This window comes from Amycolatopsis sp. (genome assembly GCF_025464955.1).
In the GTDB taxonomy this organism is placed as follows: Bacteria; Actinomycetota; Actinomycetes; order Mycobacteriales; family Pseudonocardiaceae; genus Amycolatopsis.
The window spans coordinates 12,104-28,451 of the sequence record NZ_JAODNM010000006.1 but is presented as its reverse complement, the minus strand read 5'-3'; the positions used below and the strand labels follow the sequence as shown (position 1 = coordinate 28,451).

Below are 16,348 nucleotides of genomic sequence, written 5' to 3'. Positions count from 1 at the left end.
GGCCCGAAGACGGGTCTGTTACTGATCGCGCGAGCGCAGCTCGGCGAGATAACGGTTGTAGGCGGCGAGCTCGTCGTCGTCATCGTCCGACGGGGCGGCCCGGCGCTCGGCAGGAAGCCGGTAGGCCATCTCGCTGACGGGCTCGCGCTCGACCGGCGTTTCGATCCGCTCCGGGCGGGTGAGCTCCGACATCTCCGCCGCGTCGGCCGCGTCGGCTTCGCGCCTGAGCTTGCGGATCCGGTAGAACATGAACGCCGGGAACAGGCCGAACAGCGGCCACTGCAGTACGTACCCGAGGTTCTGGAGGGTTCCGGTGGCCGAGGAGTACCGGTCCCACTGCCACCAGGCGAGCCCGCAGCAGATCAGCAGACTGACCGCGCACACGCCCGCGATCGCGAGGCGCTGCGAGGTCCGCGGGGTGGCTGGCACGTTCCGACGCTAGCACTCGTCCGTACGGGTGCTTTCCCTCAGCCCCGCACCTTGACGGTTTGTGCCGCTTTGGCATATCCGTCGGCGAGCCCGAATACTTTCTGCCCGTATTCGGTCGAGTTGTTGTACGACATCAGCCCCGCCCACCAGCCGGACGCGCTCGCCATGTCACGTCCGCCGGCACACAGATACCGAGCCGCGGTCAGCGCGGCGTCGTCGATCTGCTGCGGGTCGGCGCGGCCGTCGCCATTGGCGTCGGACGCCCATTTCAACCACGTACTGGGAATGAACTGCATCGGTCCGACCGCACGGTCGGTGGTCGGGTCGCCGTCGAGCCTGCCGCCGTCGGTGTCGCCGATGGCCCTGACCCCGGGTGATCCGTCGAGCGGGACGCCGATGATCGGCTTGGACGGCCGTCCGTCGGCACCGAGCACGGCACCGCCGTACTGCCCGTGGTCGGACTCGATCCGGCCGATCCCGGCCAAGGTCGCCCAGGAGATGTGACAGCCCGGGTCCACCGCCCGCATGACCAGTTCGGCGTTACCGTAACCGACCAGCGCGCGGGCCGGCACGCCGACCACCGGAGCGGCCTTGGCCGCCCATCCGGCCAACAAGTCACGGCCCTGCTTGCTCTGGACCTGTTGAGGAGCGGTCTGCTGGTTGCCGCCGCCCTCGATGGTGGCGTTGCCCGGAGCGATCGACCCCGGTCGCACATCGGCGGCCGCTACCTGCAGGGCCGGGATGTCGGTGGTCGTGGGGCCGGCTTCCGGCGCGGTCGCACTGGTGACCAACCACACACCGCCGCCGGCGACGGTAAGCACGACGACCGCTATCGCCAGCCTGCCGAGGATCGCGACCCCTGGCCCGCGTTTCGCGGCGGGAGACGCCGCTGGTTCGGCCAGTGCGTCCTCAGCGGTATCCGAGTGACCGTTCCGGGTCGTGCGCACCAGCAAAAGCCTCCAGCCTGACCGACGTTACTGAGGTAACGAGCCCGCGCAGGTTAGCGTTACGCGGGCCGTCCGCTCGACGTCGGCACGCCGGTTCTACCCGGTCGTGTAGCTGTGCTCTCAACTACTGGAATACCACCGAAACTAGGCGGGTTTCTGCTGCTGCCTCGAGAGCCTCGCGACGCACCAAGCCGGCGCGCTGCCGCGACGGAGGTGCTGCAGAACCGTCATCGGGCCGAGCCGGCGGCTCAGGTCCGACGGCGACAGGCCGGCTGCGCGATAGTCCAGCGCGCGCTGGTCCAGCGGGCTGATACCGGCGTCCCACCAGGCTTCGGCTTCGGCGACTCCGCCGACCATCTGCCACCAACCGGCGGCGGCGGTCAGCAAGTCCACCGGGACATCCGGCAGCCTGCTGCGCATGGCGTCCAGGTAACCGGGATCGGCGGCGTCGACCTGCGCCCACTTCGCCGAACCGCCGCGCTCACGCTGGCCGGGAATACCCGGCGCCGCGCGGGGCACGTCGGCGAGCCACGCCGACGCGATGCGGTCGACTTCCTGCTCTTCCACCGTCCGCTCGCGCTCGGCCGCCCACTGCCGGATCAACGCGTCCACTCCGGGATCTCCGCTCATCCCCGCCTCCTCGACTGACTTGCCCCGACTGATGAAGTTCAACTACCGAACGCACCACAATGATCAGAACCGATGATCAAGAAACAGGAATTCATGCGCTGTACGGCTGGGCAGTTCCGATTGTCCGGCGATGCCCGGCTCCGCCTGTCACGCAATGTGAGCACCGTAGGGCCGGTGTGGCTTACTCCGCCAGTCCCCCGATGCCAACAATTCGGCGACCAGCGCGTTAATCGTGGCAATCCACCCAGATGGTCGAGTCTTGAGGCCAAATCGAGAGGTTCTTGACTCTCCGTAGTTATCACGCGGAGCGCACGCCAGGGTGACCGGCACCGCGTGCGCGATGCCGGTCACCCTATGCCTGGGATCAGGAGAACAAACTCTTCACAAACGTCACGATGGCCTCGGCCCCGGACTTCAACCAGCCCAGCACCCGGTGGACCGTGTCGGCGGATTGGTGTGGCTGGGTGATCAAGAAGAACAGCACGAGCGCGACCACGGCGACGACCACGATCTTCTTGAGGTTGGGCGACATGGCTCCATCCGGAATAGGTCCGACCGGCGCCCACCGCGGGCACCGGCTCCTCGTCATCTCAGCCGACCAGTACGGCCATCATCCCCTAGACCACGCGATCTGGGACAGGTGTCACGCTCACGTGCGCAGCTGGTGACTCCGCGTGGTGGACGAGTACCCGTCCACTCTAGGAGGACTGGGCCGTTCAGTGCATCAAGCCACGCTGGAGGGTGCTCTGTGTCAAACGATCACGCCGGCCGCTCGCAGCTCGTCGATCCGGTCACCAAGCCCGAGTTCGGTCAGCACCTCGGCGGTGTCCGCTCCCGCGACATGGGGCGCTTCCGGGGTTTCGGGCGGCGTGCGGTCGAACTTCGGAGCCGGTGCCGGCTGGACGACGCCGCCGATCTCGACGAAGGTGCCGCGGGCGGCATTGTGTGGATGCTCGGCGGCCTCCCACGGCGAAAGGACCGGAGTGAGGCACGCGTCGGTGCCTTCGGCGAGGGCGACGAGCTCGTCCCGCGTGCGGCTGCCGATGGCTTTGGTGAGGATTTCGCGCAGCCGCGGCCATTCGCGTTGATCGACGTGGATCGGCAGCTCGGCGGGATCCAGGCCGAGAACCTTCACCAGCGCGGCCCAGAAACGTTGTTCGATAGCGCCTATTGCGACATATTTTCCGTCTGACGTCTCATAAGTGTCATAGAAGGGCGCGCCGCCGTCGAGCAGGTTCTCCCCACGTTCGCCCTGCCACACCCCGACCGCCTTCAACCCGTGCAGGCTGGTGGTGAGCAACGCGGCACCGTCGACCATCGAGGCGTCGACGACCTGCCCCTTGCCAGAGGACGTGCGTTCGTACAAGGCCGCGAGGACGCCCATCGCGAGCAACAGACCGCCGCCGCCGAAGTCGCCCACCAGGTTGAGCGGCGGGACGGGACGCTCGCCCGCCCGCCCGATCGGTTCCAGCGCACCGGCGATGGAGATGTAGTTGATGTCGTGCCCGGCAGCCGGGGCCATCGGGCCGTCCTGCCCCCACCCGGTCATCCGTCCGTAGACCAAGCGCGGGTTGCGCGCGTGCACCTGCTCCGGACCGAGGCCCATCCGTTCCGCGACCCCCGGCCGGAACCCCTCGATCAGCACGTCCGCGCTTTCGAGCAGTGTCAACACCACCTCGACACCCTCGGGCGTCTTGGTGTTGACACCGATCGTGCGCCGGCCGCGCGTCAGTGGGTCATTCGGGAACCCGAGGACGTCGGCCCCGGGGGTCGCGCGGTCCACCCGGACGACGTCCGCACCGAGATCGGCGAGCACGGTGCAGGCGAACGGCCCGGGCGCCAGCCCGGCGAGTTCGACGACCTTGAGTCCGCTCAGGGGCCCAGCCTTCATCGAGGAAATCCCTTCTGTGTAGTGCCAGTCGCAAGAACCAACAAGAGGAAAGCTTGGGAGTAAGGAGAATCAGAGCGTGCGCGAGATGATTTCCTTCATGATTTCACTGGTGCCACCGAAAATCCGGTTGATGCGGAGATCGGCCCACGCCCGCGCGATCGGGTACTCGGTCATGTAGCCGTAACCGCCGAACAGCTGGAGGCAGTCGTCCACGACCTTGTTCACCCGCTCGGTCGTCCATAGCTTGGCCATGGCGGCACCTTGGATGTCGAGTTCGCCGCGGAGGTGTTCCTCGACGCACTGGTCGAGGAAAGCCCGTGCCACCGCGGCCTCGGTCGCCGCTTCGGCGAGCTTGAACTTGGTGTTCTGGAAGTTGAAGATCGGGCGGCCGAAGGCGCTGCGGTCTTTGGTGTACTCGATCGTCAGGTCGATCGCGCTCTCCATGCCGGCGACCGCGGTGATGGCGATGAGCAGCCGTTCCTGCGGGAGCTGCTTCATCATCTGGATGAAGCCCTGGCCTTCTTCGCCACCGAGCAGGTTGCCGGCTGGCACGCGGACGTCGTCGAAGAACAGTTCGGCGGTGTCCTGCCCCTTCAGGCCGAGCTTGTCGAGGATCCGGCCGTGCCGGAAACCGGGCGTCGTGGTTTCGACCGCGATCAGCGAGACCCCCTGCGCCCCCGCGTCGGGATCGGTCTTCACCGCGACGACCACGAGGTCAGCCAGCCCGCCGTTGGTGATGAACGTCTTCGCGCCGTTGATGACGTAGTGGTCGCCATCGCGGACCGCGCGGGTCTTGATGCTCTGCAGGTCGGACCCGGTGCCCGGCTCGGTCATCGCGATCGCGCCGACGAACTCGCCGCTCGCGAACTTCGGCAGCAGGCGCTGTTTGAGTTCCTCGGAGCCGTAGGCGAGCAGATAGTGCGCGACGATCCCGTTGTGCACCGAGACACCCCAGGCGCTGTCACCGGACCTGGCCTGCTCCTCATATAGGACGGTCTCGTGCGCGAAGGTGCCGCCACCGCCGCCGTACTGCTCAGGGATGGAGATGGCCAGGAGACCGACCTCGCCAGCCTTGGTCCACAGCTCCCGGTCGACCTGCTTGGCCTGCGCCCAGCGCTCCTGGTTGGGCGTCAGCTCCTTCTGGCAGAAGGTCCGCGCGAGGTCGCGGAAGTTCTCCAGATCGTCGTCACTCCACGAACTCCGCTTTTTCCGCAGTGGCACGGCGGGCCCTCCTGATAGCTCTAGAGCAGGTCTACTAGAAAACATTACAGCTAGAATGTAAGTTCTCAGTGGAATGTACATGCGTGCCGGACTGAACGTAAAGACCGACCGACGGGAGCCCGATGTGACCGAGGCAACACGCGGGCCGCACACCAGGGCACACCGCACCCAGGCCGAGCGACGGGAGCAGACCCGCACGGCCCTGCTCGACGCGACGATCGACTGCCTGGTCGAGATCGGCTACGCCAGGACATCGGTCCAGGAGATCTGTGCGCGGGCGGGCGTGTCGAAAGGCGCCGTCCAGCACCACTTCTCGGCCAAGGCCGAGCTCATGGCGGCCGCCGTCGCCCACCTGACGACCAAGCTGAAGAGCCAGCTTGCGGCGTCGCTGGGCACGCTGCCCAGTGGCGCGGACGGCATCCCGACCGCCATCGACCTGCTGTGGGAGGGCTACTCGGGCACGCTGTCGAAGGCCGTGACCGAGCTCTGGGTCGCCGCGCGCACCGATCCCGAACTGCGGGCCGCCATCCGCCCGGTCGACCGCGCGCTGGGGCGGGCGACGATGGAACACATCACCGCGGTCGCCGGCGACCTCCCCCGCGAACGCGCCGAGATCCTGTTCTGGCTCACCGTCAACCTCACCCGAGGCCTCGCCCTCGACGCCGAGCTCGGCGGAGATCCCGTGCGGCGCAAGGAACTCCTCGAGGAGTGGAAGCGAATCGCCGTGTCCTTCTACCGTCCCGATCTGTGACACACACGGCCGTTCTGCCACCCTCGAGCGACCATCCCGGCGTAGTCGTCTTGGGCGAGCCGACGGCGGCTGAGCCACCCCCTCCCCGGGTCCGAATCGCCCGGGTGCGGCTGATCGCCGCCGTGCTGTCCGGCGTCGCCGCCTTGCTGCTCGCCGTGGGAACCCTGCTGCCCTACAAGTTCCTGACCAACAGCACGGGCGGCTCCTTGCAGACCCAGCGCGTGGAGACGACCCCTTGGAAGTTCACGATTTCCTGGGTGTCCACCGGCACCGGTACAACGGGCAACGTCCATCCGCCGTACTTCGGGATCCCGATCCTCGTCGTCGCCGTGGCTCTGCTGGTCAGCGTCGCGCTGGTCGTCCGGCGAGCGGGTTCGGCGAGGGTGACGGTCGTCGCCACGGCAACCGCGGCGGCGGCGATACTGGCGATGATGCTGACGGATATCACCGCGTTCCTGAGCGCGTACTCCGTCGATTCGACCGCCGGCGCCAAAATCGCCGTCGGAGCGGGGAGCGGCGTCTGGGTGCTTTCGGCCGGTACCGCGGCCGCGGTGCTGGCGGCTGTCTTCGTCTGCCTCCGATCCCGGCCGGCGGCCGTGGTCGCCGACAACACCGATGACACCGACACGCCGCCGATGGGCTTCTCCGCGCCGGTGATCATCGCTCCCCGAACCCCGTAATAAGTGAATACTATTCATGTAACCTGGGCCGAAGACGTACCGGCGGTATGCTCTACTCGTCGGTAACACTTCTGGGGCAGGAAGCGGAGACGTCATGACCAGCACAACGCCGGTTAGCGCAAGCCACGACGAGGCGGACTCCGGCACCCTCGGCGGAGTCCCCGGGGCACCCGCCACCGCCAGGGCCGCCCAGCTCCTCGACCGGGTATCCGGCGGCAAGGACAGCGCGCCCGCGGAGACGACGGCACCATTCACCGGCACGCTGATCGCCGCGCTCCCCCAGGCCACCGACGTCGACACGCGCGCCGCTTTCGCCAAGGCACGCGAAACCCAGCGCTCCTGGGCCACGACCCCGGTCACCCAGCGGCAGCGCGTCCTGGTCCGGCTGCACGACCTCGTGCTCGAACGGCAGGCCGAAGCACTGGACCTGCTGCAGGTCGAGGCCGGAAAAGCCCGCATGGACGCCTTCGACGAAGTGAGCGCCACCGCGCTCGTAGCCGCGTTCTACGGAAACCACAGCGCGAAGATCCTGGCGTCGAGGAAACGCCCGGGCGTCATCCCGGTGCTGACCAAGGCCGGCGAAATCCGGCACCCGAAAGGCGTCGTCGGCATCATCACGCCCTGGAACTACCCGCTGGCACTGACCGCGATGGACGTCCTGCCCGCCTTGGCCGCCGGCAACACGGTGGTGCAGAAGGCGGACAACCAGACCGCGCTTTCCGCACTGTGGCTCCACGAACTCGCCGAGGAAGCCGGGCTCCCGGTCGACGCCTGGCAGATAGTCCTCGGCGCCGGCGCGGAAATCGGCACCGCCTTGGTGGAGGAATCGGACTACCTCTGCTTCACCGGCTCGACGCCGACGGGCAAGCGGCTCGCCGGTCAGGTCGCCCACCGGCTCATCGGCTACTCGCTCGAGCTCGGCGGCAAGAACCCGATGATCGTGCTGCCGGACGCCGACGTGGCCAAGGCTGCGGCCGGGGCCGTAACGGCGTGTTTCGCCTCCGCCGGCCAGCTCTGCGTGTCGATCGAGCGGATCTACGTGCACGAAAGCATCCGCGAGAAGTTCACCACCGCGTTCGTCAAGCGGACCGAAGCTCTGCGGCTCGGAGGCGCGCTCGACTACGACGCCGACATGGGCTCGTTGACCTCGCCCGCTCAGCTCGAATCCGTCTCCGCCCACGTCGAGGACGCGCGCCGGAAGGGTGCCAAGGTCCTTACCGGCGGCAAGGCACGGCCGAAGCTGGGGCCGCTGTTCTACGAGCCGACCGTCCTGACCGACGTGACCGAAGACGTCGACCTGTTCGCCGAGGAGACCTTCGGCCCAGTCGTCTCCATCTACGGCTACACCGACATCACCGACGCGATCGACCGCGCGAACAACACCCAGTACGGCCTGAACGCGAGCGTCTGGTCGGGCAACGGGCGCGCGGGCTGGGCGATCGCGGCCAGGCTCAAGGCGGGCACGGTCAACGTCAACGAGGGCTACGCGGCGACGTTCGGCAGTGTCGCGCTGGTGATGGGCGGGATGAAGCAATCCGGTGTCGGACGGCGCAACGGCGCCGAAGGGCTGCTGAAGTACACCGAATCCCAGTCCATCGCGATTCAGCGCGGGCTCAGGCTGCGCCCCGGGCGCGGCATCCCGCCGAAGCTGTGGGCCCGGGGCATGACTTCGAGCATGAAGCTGCTCCGGCGGCTACCCGGTCGGTGACGACGACGCGGGCTTGACCAGCAGGCCGCGGTCGTAGGCGATCGCCACGGCTTCGGCGCGCCTGCTGGCCCCGAGCTTCGCCATCACCCGGGACAGGTGCACGCTGACCGTCTTCTCGCTGATGTAAAGCTCTTCGCCGACCTGCCGGTTGGTCCGGCCGAGCGCGACCCGCTCCAGCACCACCTGTTCACGCTCGGTCAACGGGCTCACGACGTCCCGCTCCGGCACCACGGCCTGTCCGGGCAGGTCGATCCGGGCTCGGTGCGCCACCTCGCGCACCGCGTCGCGGAGCGGAACCGCCCCCAGCCTTTCGGCCGTCTCGTGCGCCAGTAGCAGCTCCTCCGCAGCACGTTCGGCGTCCCCCGCGGCCAGCAATGCTTCGGCGAAGTGCCAGCGGCAGATCGCCTGCTCGTAGACCGCGCCATAACCGAACGCGTCGACGACCTTTTCCCACAGCGCGGCATCGGCAGGGCCGGCCAAGCCGCTGGCCGATGCCTCCGCCCGCGCAAGCCAGGCTCGGCCTTCCGGTCCCAAAGTGCTCGACCGCGGTTGTCCGAGCTCGGCGCACTGACGCACGTGGGCAATGAGTTCCTCACCCGCGGAGACCGCCTCGACGGCCTCGGCCACGTCGCCATGTGCCCGCGCGGCGGTCGCCTGCGCCGCCGCGGCCGCGACGCCGAGCGCGCCGATGCGGATACCGCCCAGCAGCCACGGCTGCATACTTTCCAGCCAGGCGATGCTCTTCCGGGCTTCGGCCACGGCCCGGGCATGGTCGCCCTGCCAGAACGGAAGCTCGATCGCGGCGTCGGCGCCGGCCAGGCCGATCTGGATATCGGCACCCCATTGGGCACGGGCGCCGGCCACCAGCTTCGCGCCGGTCGCGAACCGGCCCCTGGCCACGACGATCAGGGTCCACACCGTCACCATCCGGGCCGCGACCACGCTCGACACCCCCGGCGCCGCCCGGCCGGCGGCGTCCTCGCTCGGCCAGTCGCCGCTGAGATACCGCAGGAACAGGTGCCGCGCGCGAAGCTCCAGCCCGAAGGCACTCCAGGTCAGGCCGTTCTCCTCGGCACGGTTCATCCCCCGGAGGTAGGTCTCCATGGCGGTGGCCGTCTCGGCCTGGTCGTCATAGCTCAGCGCCAACAGGTAGAGGGCCTTGAGCTCGACGTTCAGCGCACCGCTGTCGGCGGCTTTCCGGATGGCCTCCCGCAACCGGGTGCGCGCCTCCTCGGTATCGCCGGCGTTGTCGGCCAAGGTACCCAGCGAGATCAACGCCGACGCCTCAGCGCCGGACGACTGGGAAGCCCGCGCGTCGGCGACCGCCTGCTGAGCGCTGAGCAGCGCCTCTTCCGGCTTGTCGACGACGCGCAGGATGCTCGCCCGAGTGGCCAGTACCCAGGCCCGGACCGAACTCGGCCCGGTGTGCTCGACCAGCGCCCAGGCCCGGTCGATGGCCGCGACCAGCTCGTCGAGGGTCCCCTCGATCGCCATCAGTGCTTCGGCCAGCCGGCGCCACGTCTTGGCGGCCCGCTCGGTCGTCGTGTCCGCGGTGATCGCCTGGGTGGCAGACCGCGCGTAGGCGACCGCCCGCTCGGGCTCGCCGGAGGTGGCGGCGAAGTACGACGCCTCACTCAGCAGCCGGAGCTCATCGAATTCCGCCGGCCGATCCGCCGCGGGCACGGCGTCCCAAATGGACAGTGCCTGCTCGACATGCCGCAGTGCCGCACCGGGCGCGCCGAGCTTCTCGGCTTCGGCCATCGCCCGAAGCAGCGCCGTCAACGCGGTGGCGAAATCCTTGCTCTCCAAGCTGTGATAAGCCAATCTCGCGTCCGCGCCGCGCCCCTGAGGGGTGGACTTGAGCCGGAGCGCGTACGCGGCGTGCATCCGGACGCGCTCGCCCGGCAGCAGGTCGGCGTAGACGGCTTCCTGCAGCAACGCGTGCCGGAACTCGTAGAACCCCTGCTCGATGACCAGGACGTGGTGCTGCACCGCCTCGCGCAGCGCCTCATCGAGCTCGAGCTCACCCAGGCCGGACACTTCGGCCAGCGCCGCGTGCGCCACCGAATCATTCGCCACCGAGATGACCCGCATGACGCGCCGGGTGTCCGGGGAGAGCCGCTCCAACCGGGACAGCAGTACGTCGGCGAGACCGGCGGGCAGATCGTCGCAGCCGGCCGATTCGGTGGAGGAAGCGAGAAGTTCTTCGACGAAGAACGGATTGCCTTCGGAGCGGGAGACGATGCCGCTGACGGTTTCGGCGCTGAGCGGTTCGTCGGCGAGCGCCTCGACAAAAGCCCGCGCGTCGGCGTCCCCGAACGGTTTCAGATCGATCCGCTCCACTGTGGGCAGACGAACCAGCTCGACGAGCAGCCCGCGTAAGGGATGGCGGCGGTGCACGTCCTCCTCGCGGTAGCTGCCGACGACCAGTAGCCGCTGCGTCCGCAGGCGGGATGCCAGGAACGACAGCAGGTTCCGGCTGGACCCGTCCGCCCAGTGCAGGTCTTCGAGCAGGATCACCACCGGCCGGGATTCGGCGACGGCGTTGAGGACGCCGAGCACGGCGTCGAAGAGTTGGAGCTGCCCCATGTCCTGCTCGGGGCGCGGGCGCTGCATGCGCTCCCGCTCGTTGGAGTTCAGCGGCGCGTGCTCCGGGAGCGACATCCCGCCAGAGGACACCGGCGCGCTGGAAAAAGACTGCTGTACCTGCGGCAGCAGCCGCCCGAGGGTCGGCCGTTCGGCGACCGCGGTGGCGATCACCGGGTCAGCCGAGGCGGCCAGCGGAGCCAGCGCCTCAGCGAAAGGCAGGTACGGCAACCCGCCGTCGCGGACATCGATACAGCGGCCGGTGAGGACCACCGCCCCTTGATCCGCGGCGAACTCGCCGAGCGCGGTGAGCAGCCGCGTCTTCCCGACGCCGGCATCACCGGAGAGCAGCACCGTGCCGGGTTCGCCGCGTTCGGCGCGGGCGAACCCGGCACGGAGCCGTCGCATCTCGTGAGTACGGGCGACTAGCGGGATTCCTGATCCGAGACGGGGCACAAGGTGCATTCTTGCCTACCTCGTCAAAAACTTTGTCAGGTTTGCCAGTCTGTTCACGCAAGGCATGACCGGTGGCCCTACCGTGCCGCGTGGTGCGTCGCCGGAGCCGCCTCACTCAACCGGTCGACCCCGCGCCGCGTCTGCTCCGGGATGTCGACCGGAGCCGCACTCGCCTTGCGCGCACGCCGGCTCAACCGGCCGCTGGTGACCCAGCTGTGCCGTCCGGACTTACGCAGTTCATCGGTCCGGTAGGCGATCTCCGCCTGCACCGCGCCGAACGTCCATTCGCCAGCCATGATGGTTCCCTCTTCCGAATCCGTTGTTCGTTCTCCTGCGAACATGAGATTCGTCCTGAGGGCACCCCCTCGGCATCGGGCGATCACCCAGCTTTGGACGCAGATCGACCCCTTACTCCGACCGATCAGCAGCTCAGTCGCGGGTAAGGGGTCGATTCGCGGTGCCTTCCGGCACCGTTCCGTGCCGTTCAGCGCTGTTCGAGGCCTCCGACGCGCGCCGCGTCGAGCAGCCCGCGCCAGCCGGGGGCCGACAGGGTGAAAGCGCCCCCGGCTGGGTCCTTGGAGTCGCGCACGGCGGCACCGCCGCCGGCAAAGGCGATCTCGACACAGTCGTTGCCGCCACCGCTATAGCTGCTCTTGCGCCAGTTCACTCGGGAAAGATCGACGTCGGGCATGGTTCCCCGCTCCTTACTCTTGGCCGGATACCGCTAGTGGCCTGGAAATTGTCAGTATTTAGTCCGAACCTCACCCTTCCGGGTGAACCCGGCTCGATCACCGAAGACGATTCGGAGCGCGAGCCCTAACCAGCGGCCCGTTCCGCGAATCTGCCCGCGGCCTCGGCGATCAGCTCGAGCGTGTCGTCGGGCTTCAGCGCGGCCGCCCGTAAATGGTCGAACATCAACGCGTAGCGACGAACATCGGGGGGCATTTCCAGATACAGACCGGTGGACGTACTGTCCACATAGACCACGTCCGGATCCGCCTGTTCCGGGAATCCGAGGATCAGGAACGGTCCCTCCATCCCCGGATGGGCACCCGCGCCGAACGGCACGGCCTGAATGGTGACGTGGGGCATCTTGGCCACGGCGAGCATGCGGTAGAGCTGCTCGGCCATCACTTCGGGACTGTCCACCTCGCGGTGCAGCACAGCCTCGTCGATCACCGCCCAGTACTCCGGCGGCGAGGCGTCGGTCAGCAGCTCCTGGCGCGCCATCCGCGCCGCGACCCGGCGCTTCACCTCGATCTCTTCGGCGTCCGGACGCATCGCCCTGATCACGGCGCGTGCGTAGCGCTCAGTCTGCAGCAGCCCGGGCACCAGCAGCGCCTGGAACGCCCGCAGCGAGCTCGCGTCTGCCTCGAGTCCGACGAAGGTCCCGGTGAACACCTCGTTGTAGGCGTGCCACCAGCCGCGTTTGCGGGCTTCCCTGGCCAGCTGGACCAGTGCCTCCTGCTCGTCGCCGGCGATGCCGTACAGCTCGAGCATGTCCCGGGCGTCACGCGGGGTCACCCCGACATGACCCGTCTCGATGCGGCTGACCTTGGACGCGGAACACTCGAGCTTCTCACCCACCTCGTCGATCGTGAGGTCGGCGAGCTCGCGCAACCGCCTGAGTTCGCTCGCCAGCCTGCGGCGGCGCACGGTAGGCCCTTGACCCCTGGTCATGGCGGCTCCTCCGGGTCGGCGGTGGCGGGAGTTTCACACCGTTCAAGGCACCATCTAACCAGCCGCTGATACGCCCAGTGATGAATGTGCACCCTGAAATGCGAGACAAGCCCCGATCGGTGGACTGCAATTTGCAGAATGCCGATGTACGCTCGCAGTCTGCGAAGGAATAACCGGAGAACCGGATTCCCCCGCGGGAGAGAAAGCAGTGGAATGGGTTTCCGCCCAGTGAAACCGGTTACGGGGGGCCAGTGCTCGAACGAGAGTCCATCCTCGGCCCGATGCAGGCCGCTGTCCATAACCGACTGACCGAAATCACCCGAACTGTTGAAGTTTATGACGACGCCCGGCTGGCCGCGATGGCCAGGGCCGAAATCCCGGTGATCGTCGCCGCCCTGCGCGAAGCGCTCGCCGAGCACGACCCGGACGCCCGCGGCCGATGCCGCGCCTGCCGCTCGCGCACGTCACGGTGGCCATGGCGCCGCCGCATCCGGACACCATGCCGCGTCTACCTGGCGGCACAACTCAGGCTGGGCCAAGGCGAGGCCGTGATGGCGGCCAGCACCAGCCACCACAAACGGAGAAAGCGGAATCCGCACTACGTGGCTTGACCACAAGGTGATCCGACCGCGTTCTCACTGTGGGAGGGCCCGGGGTTGTTCCCCCGATCGATCCCGGACCCTCCCTTCCAACGCCCCCCGCACCTCGCGCACGGCGTTAGGGATCCCTCGGGCCTCCAGGGCCGTTCCGTGGCCCTGGTCGCCCTCGTCTTGCTGCAGTAGACGGGACCCTCACCCGACGAGCTGCCCCCCACCTAGCGCCGCGCCGAGGACCAGAGAGACTCAGTCCAGAACGCGCAGAAGGCCTTCCTGGACGACGGTGGCGATGAGGGTGCCGTCGGCGGCGAAGAAGCGGCCGGTGGCCAGGCCACGGGCACCCGAGGCGGTCGGCGTGCCGCTGTCGTAGAGGAACCACTCGTCCGCCCGGAACGGCCGGTGGAACCAGAGCGCGTGGTCGAGACTGGCCCCCAGCACCTTGTCCAGGCCCCAATACACCCCGTGCCGGGCGAGTACCGAGTCCAGCAGGGTCATGTCGGAGGCGTACGTCAGCACACAGACGTGGAGCAGGTCGTTGGCGGGCAGGGAACCGTCGGCGCGCATCCACACCTGGTTGCGCGCCGGGCGTTCACCGGACGCACGGGTCTCCCACGGCGGGGCGTTGACGTACCGGATGTCGATCGGCCTCGGCCGATCGCGGTAGCCCAGGTCGCCCGGGAACTCCGCGACCAGTTCCGCCATCGTCTTCAGCGACTCCGGACCCGGGACGTCGGGCATCTCCTCGGCGTGCTCGATTCCGGGTTCGACAAGCTGGAACGACGCCGAGAGCGAGAAGATCGCCTTGCCGTGCTGGACGCCGATCACCCGGCGGGTGGTGAACGACCGGCCGTCCCGGATCCGGTCCACCTCGTAGACGATCGGGACGCTCGGGTCCCCACCGCGGATGAAGTACGCGTGCAGGGAGTGCACCTTGCGTTCCTCCGGGACCGTACGCCCGGCCGCCACCAGTGCCTGTCCGGCGACCTGGCCGCCGAACACCCGCACCGTCGAGTTGGCCGGGCTCACGCCGCGGAAGATGTTCTCCTCGATCTTCTCCAGGTCGAGGAGCGCCACCAGGTGGTCCAACATCGGTTGGCCTCCGGCGGCGGTGTTCAGGGCAAGGCCGGACGCGGCCTGCCGGGCCAGCTCAGTCATGCCCGAACCCTATTACCCCGCGTCCGTCCAGTCCCTTATGCGTGGTCGTCTTCACCAAGGCGGTGGACGCGGATCAGGTTGGTCGTGCCGACCGTGCCGGGAGGGGAACCGGCCACGATCACCACGAGGTCGCCCTTCTGGTACTTGCCCATTTCGAGCATCGCGTGGTCGACCTGCTGGATCATCTTGTCGGTCGAGCTGACCTCGGGGACGATGTGCGTCGTCGTGCCCCAGGTCATCGACAGCTGCATGCGCACGGCCTCGGCCGGGGTGAACGCGAGCAGCGGGAGCCGGGTGTGCAGCCGGGCGAGCCGGCGGACGGTGTCACCGGACTGGGTGAAGGCGACCAGCGCCTTCGCGTTCAGCCGCTCGCCGATGTCGCGGGCGGCGTAGGAGATCACACCACGCTTGGTGCGCGGGACGTGGGTCAGCGGCGGCACGACCGGCGAATCCGTCTCGACGGCCTCGATGATGCGGCCCATCGTCTGGACGACCTCGATGGCGTAGCGGCCGACACTCGTCTCACCGGAGAGCATCAGCGCGTCGGCGCCGTCGAGGACAGCGTTGGCGACGTCGGAAGCCTCGGCGCGCGTCGGGCGCGAGCTGTTGATCATCGACTCGAGCATCTGCGTCGCGACGATGACCGGCTTCGCGTTCTCGCGGCAGATCTGGATGGCGCGCTTCTGCACCAGCGGGACCTGCTCGAGCGGCAACTCGACGCCGAGGTCACCACGGGCGACCATGATCGCGTCGAACGCGAGCACGATGGCTTCGAGGTTGTAGACGGCCTCGGGCTTCTCGATCTTCGCGATGACCGGCAGCCGGGGCTTGCCCATCCGGTCCATCACCTGGTGGACCAGGTCGATGTCGGCGGGCGACCGCACGAACGACAGTGCGATCAGGTCGACCCCGAGCTCGAGGGCGAATTCGAGGTCTTCGATGTCCTTTTCGGACATGGCGGGCACGGAAACATCCATGCCGGGCAGGGAAAGTCCCTTGTTGTTGCTGACGGGGCCACCCTCGGTGACCTCGCAGACGACGTCCTGGCCCTCGACGGTCTTGACCACGAGACCGACCTTGCCGTCGTCGACGAGCAGGCGGTCACCGGCCTTCGCGTCCTCGGCAAGGCCCTTGTAGGTGGTGGACACCCGGTCGTGCGTACCGGCGACGTCCTCGACGGTGATCCGGACGATGTCGCCGGTGTCCCACTCGACCGGACCGCCGGCAAAGGTGCCCAGGCGGATCTTCGGTCCCTGCAGGTCGGCCAGGATTCCCACGGCACGCCCGCTCTCGGCGGCAGCGGACCGGATGAGGTCGAAGACCTCTTTGTGGTCGCTGTGGGTTCCGTGGCTGAAGTTCATCCTCGCGACGTCCATGCCGGCGTCTACGAGCGCCCGCATCTTTTCGGGCGTAGCGGTGGCAGGTCCAAGAGTACAAACGATCTTCGCGCGTCGGCTCACGTTCAAGCAGTTTAGACCCTCTGTCGCGGATCGTCTGTACCGATACCGAAAGTTCGCCGGCCTGTCTGGTGAATGTCCCTTTGCCAGTAACCGCTGTGTCCGGTTCGGCGGTTTTTCCGCAGCTCGCGGTGACCGGTGACGCCCCCAGTGTGACCGGT

General features: G+C 68.1%; 16 protein-coding genes. 4 read left to right on the top strand and 12 right to left on the bottom strand.

The window, feature by feature from the left end; all coding sequences use genetic code 11:
* Positions 1-18 precede the first annotated feature (18 nt).
* The 6 genes from JWQ81_RS00590 to JWQ81_RS00565 form a co-directional block, all read right to left on the bottom strand.
* Positions 19-429, bottom strand: coding sequence for a hypothetical protein (locus JWQ81_RS00590; RefSeq protein ID WP_297536741.1), 411 nt, complete (start codon positions 427-429; stop codon positions 19-21).
* A 38-nt stretch (positions 430-467) separates the two neighbouring features.
* On the bottom strand, positions 468-1,376 hold the full coding sequence (locus JWQ81_RS00585; RefSeq protein WP_297536740.1) for a lytic murein transglycosylase: 909 nt from the start codon (positions 1,374-1,376) through the stop codon (positions 468-470).
* Between the two features lie 144 nt (positions 1,377-1,520).
* The gene (locus tag JWQ81_RS00580; protein WP_297536739.1) at positions 1,521-2,006 is read right to left on the bottom strand and encodes a helix-turn-helix transcriptional regulator; all 486 of its coding nucleotides are present in this window, start codon (positions 2,004-2,006) and stop codon (positions 1,521-1,523) included.
* A gap of 364 nt (positions 2,007-2,370) precedes the next feature.
* Positions 2,371-2,538 (bottom strand): hypothetical protein, encoded by a 168-nt coding sequence (locus JWQ81_RS00575; RefSeq protein ID WP_297536738.1) that lies wholly within the window; start codon positions 2,536-2,538, stop codon positions 2,371-2,373.
* A 219-nt stretch (positions 2,539-2,757) separates the two neighbouring features.
* On the bottom strand, positions 2,758-3,897 hold the full coding sequence (locus JWQ81_RS00570; protein WP_297536737.1) for a CaiB/BaiF CoA-transferase family protein: 1,140 nt from the start codon (positions 3,895-3,897) through the stop codon (positions 2,758-2,760).
* 69 nt (positions 3,898-3,966) lie between these two features.
* Positions 3,967-5,118, bottom strand: a complete 1,152-nt coding sequence (locus tag JWQ81_RS00565; RefSeq protein WP_297536736.1) for an acyl-CoA dehydrogenase family protein — start codon at positions 5,116-5,118, stop codon at positions 3,967-3,969.
* Positions 5,119-5,242: 124 nt separating this feature from the next.
* Here JWQ81_RS00565 and JWQ81_RS00560 point away from each other — a divergent pair, with 124 nt between their 5' ends.
* The 3 genes from JWQ81_RS00560 (at position 5,243) to JWQ81_RS00550 (ending at position 8,257) form a co-directional block, all read left to right on the top strand.
* Complete coding sequence (locus tag JWQ81_RS00560; RefSeq protein ID WP_297536735.1) at positions 5,243-5,869, top strand: TetR/AcrR family transcriptional regulator; 627 nt, start codon at positions 5,243-5,245, stop codon at positions 5,867-5,869.
* 104 nt (positions 5,870-5,973) lie between these two features.
* Complete coding sequence (locus JWQ81_RS00555; RefSeq protein WP_297536734.1) at positions 5,974-6,549, top strand: hypothetical protein; 576 nt, start codon at positions 5,974-5,976, stop codon at positions 6,547-6,549.
* Between the two features lie 94 nt (positions 6,550-6,643).
* On the top strand, positions 6,644-8,257 hold the full coding sequence (locus tag JWQ81_RS00550; RefSeq protein ID WP_297536733.1) for a succinic semialdehyde dehydrogenase: 1,614 nt from the start codon (positions 6,644-6,646) through the stop codon (positions 8,255-8,257).
* Here the strand turns inward: JWQ81_RS00550 and JWQ81_RS00545 are convergent.
* From JWQ81_RS00545 to JWQ81_RS00530, 4 genes are all read right to left on the bottom strand, one after another.
* Positions 8,243-11,308, bottom strand: a complete 3,066-nt coding sequence (locus tag JWQ81_RS00545; protein ID WP_297536732.1) for an AAA family ATPase — start codon at positions 11,306-11,308, stop codon at positions 8,243-8,245. The two genes, JWQ81_RS00550 and JWQ81_RS00545, sit on opposite strands and share 15 nt — an antisense overlap.
* A gap of 68 nt (positions 11,309-11,376) precedes the next feature.
* Positions 11,377-11,595: a hypothetical protein gene (locus tag JWQ81_RS00540; protein WP_297536731.1), complete on the bottom strand. Its 219-nt coding sequence runs from the start codon at positions 11,593-11,595 to the stop codon at positions 11,377-11,379.
* A gap of 188 nt (positions 11,596-11,783) precedes the next feature.
* Positions 11,784-11,990: a DUF397 domain-containing protein gene (locus JWQ81_RS00535; protein WP_297536730.1), complete on the bottom strand. Its 207-nt coding sequence runs from the start codon at positions 11,988-11,990 to the stop codon at positions 11,784-11,786.
* A 125-nt stretch (positions 11,991-12,115) separates the two neighbouring features.
* Entirely contained in the window at positions 12,116-12,979 is an 864-nt protein-coding gene (locus tag JWQ81_RS00530) for a helix-turn-helix transcriptional regulator (RefSeq protein WP_297536729.1), read from the bottom strand.
* A 281-nt stretch (positions 12,980-13,260) separates the two neighbouring features.
* On the opposite strand from JWQ81_RS00530, the gene JWQ81_RS00525 reads away from it, so the two are divergent.
* The gene (locus JWQ81_RS00525; RefSeq protein WP_297536728.1) at positions 13,261-13,590 is read left to right on the top strand and encodes a hypothetical protein; all 330 of its coding nucleotides are present in this window, start codon (positions 13,261-13,263) and stop codon (positions 13,588-13,590) included.
* Positions 13,591-13,821: 231 nt separating this feature from the next.
* Here JWQ81_RS00525 and JWQ81_RS00520 read toward each other — a convergent pair whose 3' ends face one another.
* On the bottom strand, positions 13,822-14,730 hold the full coding sequence (locus JWQ81_RS00520) for an acyl-CoA thioesterase II (protein WP_297536727.1): 909 nt from the start codon (positions 14,728-14,730) through the stop codon (positions 13,822-13,824).
* 35 nt (positions 14,731-14,765) lie between these two features.
* Positions 14,766-16,190: a pyruvate kinase gene (gene pyk / locus JWQ81_RS00515; protein WP_297536725.1), complete on the bottom strand. Its 1,425-nt coding sequence runs from the start codon at positions 16,188-16,190 to the stop codon at positions 14,766-14,768.
* Positions 16,191-16,348 lie beyond the last annotated feature (158 nt).

Excerpts from the sequence above, each read along its gene's own strand:
- JWQ81_RS00525 (WP_297536728.1), top strand. The coding sequence starts at position 13,261 with ATGCAGGCCGCTGTCCATAACCGACTGACCGAAATCACCCGAACTGTT.
- JWQ81_RS00530 (WP_297536729.1), bottom strand. The coding sequence starts at position 12,979 with ATGACCAGGGGTCAAGGGCCTACCGTGCGCCGCCGCAGGCTGGCGAGC.
- JWQ81_RS00575 (WP_297536738.1), bottom strand. The coding sequence starts at position 2,538 with ATGTCGCCCAACCTCAAGAAGATCGTGGTCGTCGCCGTGGTCGCGCTC.
- JWQ81_RS00540 (WP_297536731.1), bottom strand. The coding sequence starts at position 11,595 with ATGGCTGGCGAATGGACGTTCGGCGCGGTGCAGGCGGAGATCGCCTAC.
- JWQ81_RS00520 (WP_297536727.1), bottom strand. The coding sequence starts at position 14,730 with ATGACTGAGCTGGCCCGGCAGGCCGCGTCCGGCCTTGCCCTGAACACC.
- JWQ81_RS00550 (WP_297536733.1), top strand. The coding sequence starts at position 6,644 with ATGACCAGCACAACGCCGGTTAGCGCAAGCCACGACGAGGCGGACTCC.
- JWQ81_RS00570 (WP_297536737.1), bottom strand. The coding sequence starts at position 3,897 with ATGAAGGCTGGGCCCCTGAGCGGACTCAAGGTCGTCGAACTCGCCGGG.
- JWQ81_RS00545 (WP_297536732.1), bottom strand. The coding sequence starts at position 11,308 with ATGCACCTTGTGCCCCGTCTCGGATCAGGAATCCCGCTAGTCGCCCGT.
- JWQ81_RS00535 (WP_297536730.1), bottom strand. The coding sequence starts at position 11,990 with ATGCCCGACGTCGATCTTTCCCGAGTGAACTGGCGCAAGAGCAGCTAT.
- JWQ81_RS00580 (WP_297536739.1), bottom strand. The coding sequence starts at position 2,006 with ATGAGCGGAGATCCCGGAGTGGACGCGTTGATCCGGCAGTGGGCGGCC.